At 39.4% G+C, this 13,529-nt stretch carries 11 protein-coding genes; 9 read left to right on the plus strand and 2 right to left on the minus strand.

Features of this window, described 5'->3' with window-relative positions:
• Nucleotides 1-123: 123 nt before the first annotated feature.
• The 6 genes from WNY79_RS06845 (at nt 124) to WNY79_RS06870 (ending at nt 9,089) form a co-directional block, all read left to right on the plus strand.
• Complete coding sequence (locus tag WNY79_RS06845; protein WP_197185426.1) at nt 124-1,617, plus strand: peptide MFS transporter; 1,494 nt, start codon at nt 124-126, stop codon at nt 1,615-1,617.
• Between the two features lie 146 nt (nt 1,618-1,763).
• On the plus strand, nt 1,764-4,496 hold the full coding sequence (locus WNY79_RS06850) for a metallophosphoesterase (RefSeq protein ID WP_342875451.1): 2,733 nt from the start codon (nt 1,764-1,766) through the stop codon (nt 4,494-4,496).
• Nucleotides 4,497-4,814: 318 nt separating this feature from the next.
• Nucleotides 4,815-5,861, plus strand: coding sequence for a 4-hydroxyphenylpyruvate dioxygenase (gene hppD / locus WNY79_RS06855; RefSeq protein WP_024589439.1), 1,047 nt, complete (start codon nt 4,815-4,817; stop codon nt 5,859-5,861).
• A 135-nt stretch (nt 5,862-5,996) separates the two neighbouring features.
• Nucleotides 5,997-7,310: a fumarylacetoacetase gene (fahA, locus tag WNY79_RS06860; RefSeq protein ID WP_342875452.1), complete on the plus strand. Its 1,314-nt coding sequence runs from the start codon at nt 5,997-5,999 to the stop codon at nt 7,308-7,310.
• Nucleotides 7,311-7,453: 143 nt separating this feature from the next.
• A complete protein-coding gene (locus WNY79_RS06865; RefSeq protein WP_342875453.1) occupies nt 7,454-8,617 on the plus strand; it encodes a M23 family metallopeptidase in 1,164 nt (387 codons plus the stop codon).
• The gene (locus tag WNY79_RS06870; protein ID WP_076925442.1) at nt 8,607-9,089 is read left to right on the plus strand and encodes a polymer-forming cytoskeletal protein; all 483 of its coding nucleotides are present in this window, start codon (nt 8,607-8,609) and stop codon (nt 9,087-9,089) included. Before WNY79_RS06865 ends, WNY79_RS06870 begins: the two co-directional genes overlap by 11 nt.
• A 21-nt stretch (nt 9,090-9,110) precedes the next feature.
• On the opposite strand, the gene WNY79_RS06875 is transcribed toward WNY79_RS06870, so the two are convergent.
• Complete coding sequence (locus tag WNY79_RS06875) at nt 9,111-9,584, minus strand: hotdog fold domain-containing protein (protein ID WP_165744095.1); 474 nt, start codon at nt 9,582-9,584, stop codon at nt 9,111-9,113.
• 185 nt (nt 9,585-9,769) lie between these two features.
• On the opposite strand from WNY79_RS06875, the gene WNY79_RS06880 reads away from it, so the two are divergent.
• The 3 genes from WNY79_RS06880 to WNY79_RS06890 are packed head-to-tail and all read left to right on the plus strand — an operon-like array spanning nt 9,770 to nt 12,113.
• The gene (locus WNY79_RS06880) at nt 9,770-10,969 is read left to right on the plus strand and encodes a multidrug effflux MFS transporter (RefSeq protein ID WP_342875454.1); all 1,200 of its coding nucleotides are present in this window, start codon (nt 9,770-9,772) and stop codon (nt 10,967-10,969) included.
• On the plus strand, nt 10,966-11,610 hold the full coding sequence (locus WNY79_RS06885; RefSeq protein WP_342875455.1) for a LysE family translocator: 645 nt from the start codon (nt 10,966-10,968) through the stop codon (nt 11,608-11,610). The genes WNY79_RS06880 and WNY79_RS06885 overlap by 4 nt, the downstream gene beginning before the upstream one ends.
• A gap of 38 nt (nt 11,611-11,648) precedes the next feature.
• Nucleotides 11,649-12,113 carry a methylglyoxal synthase gene (locus WNY79_RS06890; RefSeq protein ID WP_076925439.1) on the plus strand — a complete coding sequence of 155 codons (465 nt, stop codon included), beginning with the start codon at nt 11,649-11,651 and terminating at the stop codon, nt 12,111-12,113.
• A 9-nt stretch (nt 12,114-12,122) separates the two neighbouring features.
• On the opposite strand, the gene yegD is transcribed toward WNY79_RS06890, so the two are convergent.
• A complete protein-coding gene (yegD, locus tag WNY79_RS06895; protein WP_170072065.1) occupies nt 12,123-13,487 on the minus strand; it encodes a molecular chaperone in 1,365 nt (454 codons plus the stop codon).
• Nucleotides 13,488-13,529: the final 42 nt, after the last annotated feature.

Consider the following 13,529-nt stretch of genomic DNA (forward strand, 5'->3'; position numbering starts at 1 on the left):
ATCATTATCTTAGCTACAAATAATATACTGATGGTCGAGCATTTTAGTGGTTACAAATTCTAAAATAGCTAAAGCAAAAAATTATAAGGCCATTACAACAATTCTTAAAGTTAGGAAGTAAATATGAGTTCAGCTCCAGATAGTGGTTGGTGTGGCCACCCTAAAGGACTTTCGACATTGTTCTTCACTGAAATGTGGGAACGAATGAGTTATTACGGTATGCGAGCTATGCTCGTATTATTCATGACAGCAAGCTTACAAGAAGAAGGCCTTGCCTTTACTGTTGCATCAGCTGCTGCAATTTATGGTTTGTATACGGGCGCAGTATACTTTTTAGGCTTACCTGGTGGTTGGCTAGCTGATAGATTGTTTGGTGGTCAAAAAGCAGTTTGGTATGGCGGTATAATCATTATGATTGGCCACATTATTTTGGCTATTCCACATGATTATTCTTTCTTCATTGGCTTAATATTTGTAGCAACAGGTACTGGTTTACTAAAACCAAATATCAGTGCAATGGTAGGCCAACTATACAGTGATACTGATGAGCGTCGTGATGGCGGTTACGCTCTTTATTACATGGGTATTAACATGGGTTCTTTAATAGGTTACTACGTATGTGGTTACTTTATGGAGAACGTAGGCTGGCACTGGGCATTTGGTGCGGCAGCTGTCGGTATGGCCATTGGTTTAGTTCAGTACAAACTCACACTTAATAACTTACCAGAGCATAGCTCTTTACCAGCAAATCCATTAGGTCCTAAAGGTACTTCACGTGCATGGATTGGTATTGCTGCATTTGTAATTGCAGCTGCTGCAGTTACTACGGCTGCAATGACCGGCGCAATTGTAATCAATCCAACAGTGGTTGCAGGTTACACAGCGATTGTATTTACTATTATCTTTTTTGTTTATTTTGGTGTTATTTACTTTACAGGTAAATTAACCGATGCCGAAAAACAAAGAATGTGGGCACTATTTTTAGTCTGTATTGCTTCTGCATGTTTTTGGTCTGGCTTTGAACAAGCCGGTTCTTCATTAAACCTATTTGCCCGTGATTACACCGACCGATTTATTGGTACTTTTGAAATCCCTACAACGTGGTTTCAATCATTAAACTCACTGTTTATTATTGCTTTATCGCCATTTTTTGCAGCGCTTTGGATTAACTTATCTAAAAGCTTAGTGTCACCTAGCTACAGCGTTAAATGTGCAATTGGCTTAATTATCATGGCATCTGGCTTTTTAGTTATGTTTATGGCGGCTCATTACGCAGCTGAAGGCCTAAAAGTAGCGCCTTACTGGCTTGTTACTACGTACTTTTTACATACAGTGGGTGAGCTTTGTTTAAGCCCTGTAGCGTTAAGTGCTGTAAGTAAGTTATCGCCTAGACGTTACACAGGTCAAATGATGGGTGTATTTGTATTAACTTACTCAATCGGTAATATTATTGCGGGTTTACTTGCTGGTAATTTCGATCCGAATAATGTTTCTGAAATTCCTAACTTATACTTACAAATTGCATTATTTAGCATTGGTGTTGGTGCTGTCTTAGTACTAATGACCTTTAAAGCTAAAGTATGGGAAAAACAAGGGTTAGAAGAGAAAGTCTCTTAATTGTTGTTTATTTTTAATATAACAACATAACCTAAACATTCCTCCATAGCTTCTATGGGGGAATTTTTTTATTCAACTTTGCCCTGCCCCCGTTAACTGATATTATGTCCTGATTGATTATTCAATAGACTCAGGGACAGCAGTATATGCATTCATTAAGATTATTACGTGCCACTCTAATAGCATTTCTCCTTATTTTTTTATCTGCCTGTGGTGGAGCCGAAGATCAAGTTACAGTAAATCCAAATGATCCTTTAGAACCTGAGTCTAGTGGCTTAATTATTACCAATGCTAATGGCTTACAAACGTCATTAGATGAAGGTAACTTTACTATCAATGCCCCTGGGGAAATAGTGGCTAACGATACTGAAATTACCTACGAAAAATTAGTCCTTGATGAGAATAATCAAGCTAAAAATATCATTTCAGATATACATACGCTTACCCCGAATACACTCCAACTTTCTAGCTCAATGACAATCACTATAAAAATACCTGACGACTATGTATTAGGCGGCCAATTAACTATTGCGCGTTTGAGCGGCGATTCTTGGTCAAGTATTACTAATTCAACGGTATCGCAAGGCTTTGTTAGCGCACAAGTAGACCAACTAGGTAGCTATGCAATAGAAATGCAACGTACTGTCGCGTTTTCTGATATTGGCCCAACCTGTGATGCAAATGCAACAGAGCAATCTGTAAGGTTTGTGCACGTTGCCGACATGCATTCTCGCTTTGGGTATCAGGAACAATATTTTAGCCGCATTAAAGCTTATTATAAAAAAGCGCTAAGCGAATCACCCCATACATTATTTACCGATGGTGGCGATGATTACGAAAAAGGGACCGTTGCAGAGCAAATATCACAAGGCTTAGCCTCTGATGAAACCGTAAAGCTAATGGCTTTTGATTTACGTGTTTTAGGGAATCATGACTATGCATGGGGTCCTGAAAAGCTGCTTGAGTTTTCACAAGACGATAATGCCATTGTACTTGCCAGTAATACCCGCTTTGAGGGAGGAAACCGTCAGAATTTTGGTGGTGTAGACTTTGCTAAGGTGCAGGTTGGTTGCATAACATTAGGTGTGTTTGGGATGACGTCGGTACCATGGGATGAGCTTGACGAACCAATTGAAAACGACCCTATTCCTGACTTTATAAAACAATTTAAAATGAGTTGGAAATGGCAACAAATCGCACAAAGTATTGTAAGCCAATACAGCGATGACGTTGATTACATGATTATGCTAAGCCATTTGGGCAAAGGAACTGACGTTGAGATAGCAACCAATGTACCGGGTATAGATTTAGTGCTTGGTGGGCATACTCATGGTGGTGAAGACTTTATAGAGCTTGAAAATAATGCTTTAGTCATTCAACCAGAATTTTATGCTCGCGGAGTCACCGATTTAAATTTAGTATTTAATACTACCGATAAAGCACTAAGTCGTTACGAGTATCAACATGTAGATACGCGAACATCTATAGAACCTGACGAAGAAACTAAGCTAGCTATCGATGAAATAATGGGCCGATATGCACCCGATGCTGATACAGAAATTGCCATTTCAGAAAACTACCCAAGTAGCTTTGAAGTTGCAGAAATAACAGCACTTGCAACTAAACACTCAAGCTCAATCAACGCAGCGCTGCTTAACCCTGAACTTGTACAAAAAAGATGGACGCCTGGCACTGTTACACAAGAAGATTTTCACAAAGCATTTTATGTTGAAAGACAGCCTTCAAACACACCTGGCTTTAATTCACTGTATCAAGTAACCGTTACAGGCACTGATTTAAACACAATGATTGCCAGCCAACCCGATTGGTTTGTGTTAAAGCCAGAAGATATTCAAGTAACGACAAATTATAATGTCGCTTTATTTAAAGGTGCGGCACTTAATCCAGATTTATTTTTTAGCAGTGTTACTTTTAATGATGTAAAGCCAATTGCCGAAGCATGGTGGCTACTTGATCAATACGCGCGCTTTAGAACAACTCAATGTCTTCACCTTGATACAGACACACAGCTTAATGCTTGCCAAGATGTTGCAAATATAACAACTTGGAACTTTGACGATCCAACAAACCCACTAACTCCAAACTCAGGCCCATCTGTTTTAAGCTACTTTGACCCAGAAAATGACGGTTGGGGCCCAGAAGATACACGCTATGAGACAACCACTGATCTTAATATTTCCGATTTAACTGATGGTCCTTCTGGTGTAATGGCTTTTACTCGTCACTCCCCAACAGAAGGCCTATTGATTACGTTAAACACAGCTGCAAATGGTGATTTTAAACATGACGGGTTAGTGTCTGACTACACAATAGTTATGGATATAAACTGGCCATTGGAAACAAACGACATTTACCGCGCAATAATCCAAGCCGATACCGAAAACTACGATACAGATGATGCAGATATATTTGCAAGCCCTGACGGTGGGTACGGTGAAGCAACCAGCAATAGTGGATACTTTGGCGATACTGAACCAGGTAATTGGCATCGTATTGCCTTTGTATTTTATGCTGCACCAACAAATGGCGTATTTGAAATATATGTAGATGGTGAACTCGAAGGTGTTAAAGAAGAAGGCGAGATAAACCGTCGATGGGCACTTGATAAAACAATCCTGTTATTTACAGATAACAACTACGAAACCCGGCCTGGTTACTTAAATGCATTACTCTATGCTGGTCGTGCTATGACTCGCGGTGAAATTAAAAGTATGGGCGGCGCACAACAAAAGCTCTCTTTTGAGCAATCGACACGAGTGCTAAATCAAACCATTGAGCGCCATTACCAAGCAGCTCCAGCAATTAAAACTAACCTGTGGATAGAGCAGCGAAACAAGTTCTTTGGTAATGGCTCTTAAAGTGTAAAAAATTAAATACAAACAGGCTTTTGCTTATTCATTATAAAAGGAGGTTTGACGCAGGTTAAACCTCATTTTTAGTATTTAAATACAACAACTTAAAAACAAGTACTTCCACTTTAATTTGTACCATATAACTTCATTTTACTTAACTGTATTACAAACGCGTAACTTTATAATAACCGTCCTATTAAATTTACACATACCACATTTACTAAATAGCGCTCCCCTCTTCCCCAAATCAAAAATCTGGTTGATTATCTACTGCAATATGACAACAACACATAATCGCAGTGCTTAATTGCGGGAGTAATAATAATGAGTGAAGTAAATAACTATTTAGGTTTAGTCGGTATTGAATTTACCGAGTACGCAACACCTGATGCTGATTATATGGATAAAGTATTTACTGATTTTGGCTTCTCTAAGCTTAAAAAATTCAAAGGTAAAGACATTGTTTATTACAACCAAAACGATATTCATTTTTTACTGAATAACGAGCGTGAAGGTTTTTCGGCAGAATTTGCTAAAAGCCATGGTCCTGCTATTTGTTCAATGGGTTGGCGTGTTGAGAATGCGCAAAAAGCATTTGAAACTGCAGTAGAGCGTGGTGCGAAACCAGCCACTGATTCAACGCATAAAAATATGCCTTACCCTGCAATTTATGGCATTGGCGACAGCCTAATTTACTTTATTGAAAACTTTGGCGACAAAGGCACTATCTACGAAAGTGATTTTGAAGATTTAGAAACGCAAAATGTTGTAGAAGATAAAGGCTTTATCCGAATCGATCATTTAACTAATAACGTCTATAAAGGCACCATGGAAAAATGGGCTAACTTTTATAAAGACGTGTTTGGTTTTACAGAAGTACGCTACTTTGACATTAAAGGTCAAAAAACGGCGCTTATTTCGTATGCACTTAAGTCCCCTTGTGGCACCTTCTCTATTCCAATAAACGAAGGTAAAGGTAACGATAACAACCAAATTGATGAATACCTTGGTGAGTACAACGGCCCTGGCGTTCAACATTTAGCGTTTTTAACAGATGATTTAGTAAGCTCTCTTGATAAGCTTGATAAATCAACAATCGCTACTTTGGATATTATTCCAGAGTACTACGACACTATTTTTGACCGTGTACCTTGGGTTGCAGAAGATAAAGAAAAAATTCGTCAACATCAGATACTCGTAGATAGCCAGAGTGAAAATTGTTACTTATTACAAATTTTCTCTAAAAACTTATTTGGTCCAATCTTTATAGAAATGATCCAACGCGTTGATGATGGTGGCTTTGGTGAAGGTAACTTCCAGGCATTATTTGAATCAATCGAACGCGACCAAGAGCGTCGCGGCGTTTTATAAAATATTTGAGTAAATTAAAAGCAGCGAACTTCGCTGCTTTTGTCGTTTTAATATTTAAAAAGTATTGCGCTAAGTACAAGTATGATTAAATAAACTATACCTTGTCGCCATACAGTAAAATCCAAAGGAAATGTAATGAGCCTAATTAACGAAACCCATGATATTAATTTAACCAGCTGGGTAGAGTCAGCTAATGTTGATAATTGTGACTTCCCAATTCAAAACTTACCGTTTGCAGAATTTCGTCGCAAAGGGTCTGATGAGGCCTTTCGTGGTGGTGTTGCAATTGGTGACCAAGTAATTGATTTAGCAAAACTGAGTAAATTAAATGTTTTAACAGGTGACGCTAAAACAGCCGCTGATGCAGCAAGTGAAGCAACTCTAAATACATTTATGGGTTTAGGGGGGCAGTATTGGTCAGCACTGCGTTTAGCGCTTTCAAAAGCACTACGAGCAGGCTCTGAGCACCAACAAGCGCTTAGCGATACGCTTGTAGCACAATCTAATATAGAGTTTTCTTTGCCTTGTCGTATCGGCGATTACACCGACTTTTACACTTCTATTTATCATGCTACTGCTGTGGGTAGTTTGTTTCGCCCTGATAACCCATTACTACCTAACTATAAATGGGTACCTATTGGTTATCATGGTCGTTCTTCATCTATTGACGTATCAGGTCAAACATTTCATCGCCCTAAAGGCCAAACTAAAGCGCCTGATGCAGAAGTGCCATCATTCGGTCCTTGTAAACGCCTTGATTACGAACTAGAAGTTGGTATTTATTTAGGTAAAGGTAATGCACTTGGCGATGCAATTGCGATTGAAAATGCAGAAAACCATGTATTTGGCTTTTGTGTATTTAACGATTGGTCAGCTCGCGACTTACAAGCGTGGGAATATCAACCGCTTGGTCCTTTTTTAGCTAAAAACTTTGCCTCAACTGTATCGCCTTGGATTGTTACAACCGAAGCGCTAGCACCTTATAGAACAAGCTGGACACGTGATGAAAACGACCCACAGCCTATGGACTATTTAGAGTCAAAAGCGAATCGCGACCAAGGTGCTTTTGATATTCAAATGGATGTTAAAATCCAAACGGAAAAAATGCGTAGCGAAGGCCATAACCCAACGCGCGTATCAACATCTAGCTTTAAGCACTCTTACTGGACTGTGGCACAAATGGTTACTCACCACACAGTAAATGGTTGTAACTTTATGCCAGGTGACATGTTAGGTTCGGGCACTCAGTCTGGTCCAACGCACGAAGAAGCGGGTTCTTTACTTGAGCTTTCTCGTGGCGGTAAGGAGAAAATTACGCTAAGCAATGGCGAACAACGTAGCTTTTTAGAAGATGGCGATAACGTTATTATGCGCGGCTGGTGTGAAAAAGAAGGCTATGCACGCATAGGTTTTGGCTCGGTAGAGAGCACCGTACTGCCTACAAAATAATACATTTTCATAAATTAAACATAAAAGGGCCGCTTGCTAAAAGCAGCCCTTTTTTATTAATTTTTGAACAGTTACAATTTTTTTCTAGCTTTTTTAACTCAAATTGCTATCTTAATTCGGTTAATAGCCAGTGTTTATATGCCATGTCAGTATTTATAAAGTCTTTTTATCATAAATTTTTCCCAGCTCGACAGCTACTTATTCGTCAAAATGGCGAAGTTAAGCACGTTGTTTTAGCTCCTTGGTTTCAACTTCTTGTAGCATTGCTTATTTTAGTCACTTTCACTTGGCTGAGCATTTCGAGCTTTCGTGTTTACACACAAACAAATAAAATTTCCGACATAGAACAAAGTCAAATAAACGAGCAAACACTTTGGCAACAAAAAGTAAATGAGCAGCAAGCCCTGCAAGTAACGCAATTAGAACAACTTGCAGTACTTGAGCAAAAGCAGGCGCTACTGCAAAGCATGATAGAGTCCCTTCCCGCTTCAATCAGTAAAGACGTTATTAAGCTTGATACAGATCTTGATGTACCTATTAATGAAAATGGCAATGAATTTCATGAGCCATTAGTCGATGAAAATCAAAAAGGTAAACAAGCACAGTTAATCGTTCCAATTACATTCGCAACAAGAGTGGCCAACTTAAATAATCATTATGAGCAAAGCTTTACCTATTTAGATAACCAAATTAGTGAACGTCATCAAGCCATTTTAGCTATGGTCAAAGGCGCAGGAATTGAGTCAGCGCTTGAGCAACATTTAATCTTAAGCGACCAAACAACCGCACAAGGTGGCCCACTTGATACATTTAACGAAACAAAAATCCCAAGCCACTTTTTAGCTATCGTTGATAAGTTATTAGCATTAAATAATTTAGAAAACTTTTTAACTGAGCTACCAAATACCCTGCCTTTAGCTAAAGCTAAATATTATATTTCAAGCAACTTTGGCCTCAGAAAAGATCCAATGAATAGCAATCATGCCTTTCATAAAGGAATAGATTTAGCCGGTTGGCATAAAACCGAAATATTTGCGCCAGCAGACGCTGTAGTGCTTCGTGCCGGTCGTAATGGTGGTTATGGTAACTTTATTGAGCTGGAGCATAAAAATGGCTTAGTGACACGATTTGGACACTTAAATAAAATTAAGGTGAAAAAAGGTCAGCAGATCACTAAACACGACATAATTGGTTTAATGGGCAGCACAGGTAGAAGCACAGGCACTCATTTACACTACGAAGTATTGCTTAACGGTAAACAAGTCAATCCTCTAAAAATAACAAAGGCGCTTTCTCGTGTTTGGTAGAAAAAAACAAAAAACAGTTAGCTCTAATTTAAAAAGAGTAAATCACACACCGTCTATTATTTCACAAGACGTCTGCCTTACAGGCACTTTAATTAGCCAGGGTGAAGTACAACTTGATGGCCGCATTGATGGCGACATAAAAGTGGAGCATTTAGTTATTGGTTCAACGGGTGTTGTTGAAGGTATTGTTGAAGCTAAAAGCGTCATTGTTAAAGGCAAAGTTATTGGCTCAATTAATGCCAGTGAAGTGAAAGTACAAAGCGGTGCGCATGTTCATGGCGATGTGTTTCACGATACATTGAGTATTGATGCAGGCGCAGTAATTGAAGGCAGTTTAAAGCAACGTTTTGAAAAAGAAGAGCCTGAACTAATTTCGAAAGAACTTAAACCTGCAAAAGAAGTTAAAGCATTGTTGAAGGAAGACGGCAGCGACTTATCGTTTGTGAATAAACAAGCCGCTGATAAAAGCTAAGTCAAATCTGCTTAACGTAAGTTACCTTTTTTCAGTAATGTACATTGTAATATCTGCAGTGAAAACGAGTTCATTGCGGGTGTTATAAAGCTTAACCGGTACTACTAAGTCCTCTTTATCAATCCACCTATGTGGTAAATCAATTTCCGCAATTGCAGTCACGTCAGTATCTACTTTTGCTAAGTAGCGGACAGTCATCCCTTTTGGGATCCAACGATGGGTTTTAACTGGCACTGTTGCATCGACCATCACACCCGCACACAACTCAGCTAAGTTACACTGCGCAATAGCATGAATAGTTCCAATATGATTATGAACGCTGCGACGATTTTTAACCACTGCGCTACAATGCCCTTCTCGAAGGTCAAGTACGTAAGGCTTCATCGAACCAAAGTATGGCGCTTTAAAACAAACAGCTTTAGTAAAAAGCCAATTCCCAAAAGGTAGACGCTTAAATTTATGCCATGTTTGTACAAGTGCAGATTTATTACTCATTATTATTTTTTCCATCAACAGTTACTTTTCTCAAACTAACACATCAGACCAGTTTTAAAAAGCGCATTTATACTGCCTTTTTAGCTTAATCTAATCAAATAATAATAATGACAATCTATGCAGGGGCCATAAGCCCTTTCTTTTTTACGAGTGCCCACCTAAAATACTCGGCAAAAGGAGACTCAATGCAAACACAGCCCGCTAAACCTAATATGACTTTATTACTTATCTTAGCGTTACTCGTTATATTTTGCCCTATGGCAATCGATATTTACTTACCCGCTTTTCCTACTATTGCAGAACAATTTGCAGTAACAGAACAACAAGTACAGCAAACCGTTGCTATTTTTATGCTAACAGTAGGTTTAGGCCAATTAATTGCAGGTCCTTTAGCTGATAAATTTGGCCGAAAGCCAGTGGCTATAGTGGGCATTAGTTTATATGCAGGCTCAGCATTACTTGCCTATTACTCAGCATCTTTTGAAGTATTAATGATTGCACGTGCGCTTCAAGGTTTTGGAGCGTGTGCCACATTTGTTGTCGCATTTGCGATAGTGCGTGACAAATATGGTAGTGAACGAAGCGGGCAAATGATCACTTATCTTAACGGGATTGTGTGCTTTATTCCGGCAATGGCACCTATTTTAGGGGCCTGGCTTACCGTACAATTTGGCTGGCGTATGAACTTTATGTTTTTAACCGCGTTTGCCATTTTAGGCCTTATTGTTACTCTATTCTTTTTTAGAGAGACCCGTCCTGCTGATAGCCATTATCAGGGCCATATTTTAGATTTGCGTCGCTTTACACCGATTATTAAAACACCAATATTTTTGTTTAATAGTCTAATTTGTATGGTCGCCATGTCGGCTATATTAGTTTATGTAACGCTCGCACCAGGCTGGCTTATCACACATTTAGGCGGCACAGTAGCCGACTTTACTTTTTGGTTTACGTTAAATGCCGTAATAAGTATTGTCGCAAGTTTTATATTACCAACGTACATTAAACGAAATAGCCAGCGCGCTTTGCGTGTCGGTGTGAGTGTATTGGTTTTTTCAGGCATTTTAATGCTAGCCCTTAGCGGTATAGAAACAGCATTTGCGCTTATGTTACCTATCTTAATTGCAGCATTAGGGTTTGCTTTAAGTTTGGGCTCTGCTGCAGGTATGTCCCTATCTAGCTTTCCTAAACAAGCAGGCACAGCCTCTGCACTACTTGGTGCTATGCAAATGAGTGGCGCGAGTATACTCGTTGTTTTAACCCAATATTTGGGGTTAAGTACACCGTGGTTAATTGCTTTTCATTTATTATTACTAGTTCCGCTTTGGATTATTTTAATGAGCAAAAAAGCACATACTTTACATCCAACTAAAAGCGCTCAATGATCAATCCTGATTTTTTAGTTTCATTTTTATTAGCCAGCTTTTTAATGGCAGTAGCGCCTGGGCCATCAAATGCATTTTTGATGGCACAAACATTTGCTAATGGACGAAGCGCTGGTATGCAAAGTGCTTTTGGTTTTGCATTAGGTGGGGTTGTTCATACGCTGTTTGCTGTTGTAGGCCTAAGCGCAGTACTAAAAGCTTCTCCTAGTGCCTATGCCGCAGTGCAATATGCAGGCGCAGCATACTTATGTTATTTAGGGCTTGTGATGATTAAAGGCACGTTAAAGCAGCCAGAGCCTATATCTGAGGGCACGCAAACCGATAAACCGCATATAAATACCAGCAAAAAAAGTAACGTCATGTTTCAGGCCATGATGACTGAAGTACTGAACCCCAAAGTAGCGTTATTCTTTATTGCATTTATTCCGCAATTTGTAGATCCAACGCTTTCATCTGCTACTTTTCAGCTCGCTTTTTTTGGCTTACTTTACCCTCTTTTTGCTTTTCCGATTGACTGCACGTATATTTATTTTGGCGACAAAATTGCACAGTTTTTTAGACGTAACCCAAATAGCCAACTTTGGATTGATAGAATCACCGGCATTGTATTTATTGCCCTTGCTATCAATCTATTATTTTAACTAACCAAAACAGTGGTTAACTAATAAAAAGAATCAGCATGGAACAAAAAACACAATCTCTTCCCGCGCAAAAGAATATTGCTTTAGTTGCACACGACGGTAAAAAAGCAGCATTAAAAGTATGGTGTGAAAAGCACAAAGACATATTAAGCAAACACACTTTATATGGCACCGGTACTACGGGGCATTTAATCCAAAAGACCACAGGGCTTGATGTAGTTCAGCTTCTAAGTGGCCCAATGGGCGGCGATCAGCAACTAGGCGCTAAAATAGCGGAGCATGAAATACATGTTTTAATATTTTTTTGGGACCCATTAGCATCACAGCCTCACGACCCTGATGTTAAAGCACTGCTACGTTTAGCCGCTGTTTGGAATATTCCGGTGGCGTGTAATGAAGTAAGCGCCGATATGTTATTGAGCTCACCGCTTATGGACGTAGAGCTTGAGCGTACCTTGCCAGATTACGAAAAATACCTCGCAACCCGACAAATAGATCTTTAAATTTTTAAGCTACTTATAAAGCATGCTGGCCCATTTAGTCAGGCCAGCGGTTACACTACCAAAGTGATCCCCGTTAACCATTTTTATATCACCTAAATGCTCACTTAAGGCTGCTTTGATCAATGGTGATTGTGCACTACCGCCTGTTAAGTAAATAATGTCTGGCGTGGTTGCAGCGTCGCTGATTGCTTGTTTTGCTAAAGTAACTATTTGGCTAATACTACTCTCAACGGCAACAGCTAAATCGCTTACCGATACATTTTTATTCAGCCCACTATCTAAAAAGCTTAAATCACAATCAAACGCACTAGCTGATGAAAGTGCTATTTTAGCCGCTTCACCTTGTTGCACTAACTGATGGCCTTGCTTGTTTTGCTGTAAATGTATTAAACGCTTATAAAGCTCTGGCGCACTTACATCACGTAATTGTGCATTCAGCTCTCGGGTATGGCTCTCACTATAGAATTGGCTTTGTAAGTTTACATCGTTAATTTTACACGCTTGCCAAAATGCTTGATTAGGCAAAGGCAAACCCGATTTAAACGTACTGCCTAAACCCAATAACGGCATTAAACCATGATAGCTCAATGCAATATCTAAATCATTTCCGCCAATACGTTTACCGCTGTGAGATAAAAAATCGCCATCGCGCTGGCTATTGCCTCTAAAGCTTGGGCCCATTTGTACAAACGAGCAGTCACTTGTACCACCACCAATATCAATAACAAGTACTTTTTGATCCTGAGTTAAATCACTCTCATAATCGATACCCGCAGCAAGTGGCTCATATAAAAACTCTACGTCTTTAAAACCAGCACGTTTAGCAGCGCGTTCTAAAATACCTACCGCTTGTTGATTTGATTGCTCACCACCTACAGCCTGAAAGTTTACTGGGCGACCAATCACTGTTTGCGTAAGTGTTTTACCTAGAGAGAGCTCAGCGCGTTGCTTAATTTTTAAGATCATCGCTGTTGCGATATCTTCAAAAAAGTTAATTTGACCTTGTTTAAGGCCCGTTGCGCCAAAAAATGATTTAGGGGACTTAACAAAGTAACCTTCTTCAGGAAACTGCACGTACTCGCTAATCGCTTCACGACCAATAAATAGGGTTTCATCTGAAGGTTGTAAATCAAGGTCTGACTTAATACGCGGCAAGGTATTTAATAATGCTTGGCGCTGAGTTAAAAAGTTATGTTCATGGTCTGTGCCGTGTAAATGCTTAGCAACAAAGTCAACAACCAAGGCACTGTGATGAGTGTAAAGTGTAGACGGTAGGTAATGTTTTCCTTGCTCTAGCGGTACTAATTGAACATTACCCTCGCTCATTACACCCATAGCACAATTAGAACTACCGTAATCAAAACCTACAAACATACTTCACCACACATTACCAAAAAGGCCGCGCAATTTAGCACA

Source organism: Pseudoalteromonas sp. AS84 (genome assembly GCF_038900255.1).
Taxonomy (GTDB): domain Bacteria; phylum Pseudomonadota; class Gammaproteobacteria; order Enterobacterales; family Alteromonadaceae; genus Pseudoalteromonas.

Coding starts and splice junctions, on each gene's coding strand:
- WNY79_RS06845 (WP_197185426.1), top strand. CDS start 124: ATGAGTTCAGCTCCAGATAGTGGTTGGTGTGGCCACCCTAAAGGACTT.
- WNY79_RS06850 (WP_342875451.1), top strand. CDS start 1,764: ATGCATTCATTAAGATTATTACGTGCCACTCTAATAGCATTTCTCCTT.
- hppD (WP_024589439.1), top strand. CDS start 4,815: ATGAGTGAAGTAAATAACTATTTAGGTTTAGTCGGTATTGAATTTACC.
- fahA (WP_342875452.1), top strand. CDS start 5,997: ATGAGCCTAATTAACGAAACCCATGATATTAATTTAACCAGCTGGGTA.
- WNY79_RS06865 (WP_342875453.1), top strand. CDS start 7,454: ATGTCAGTATTTATAAAGTCTTTTTATCATAAATTTTTCCCAGCTCGA.
- WNY79_RS06875 (WP_165744095.1), bottom strand. CDS start 9,584: ATGAGTAATAAATCTGCACTTGTACAAACATGGCATAAATTTAAGCGT.
- WNY79_RS06880 (WP_342875454.1), top strand. CDS start 9,770: ATGCAAACACAGCCCGCTAAACCTAATATGACTTTATTACTTATCTTA.
- WNY79_RS06885 (WP_342875455.1), top strand. CDS start 10,966: ATGATCAATCCTGATTTTTTAGTTTCATTTTTATTAGCCAGCTTTTTA.
- WNY79_RS06890 (WP_076925439.1), top strand. CDS start 11,649: ATGGAACAAAAAACACAATCTCTTCCCGCGCAAAAGAATATTGCTTTA.
- yegD (WP_170072065.1), bottom strand. CDS start 13,487: ATGTTTGTAGGTTTTGATTACGGTAGTTCTAATTGTGCTATGGGTGTA.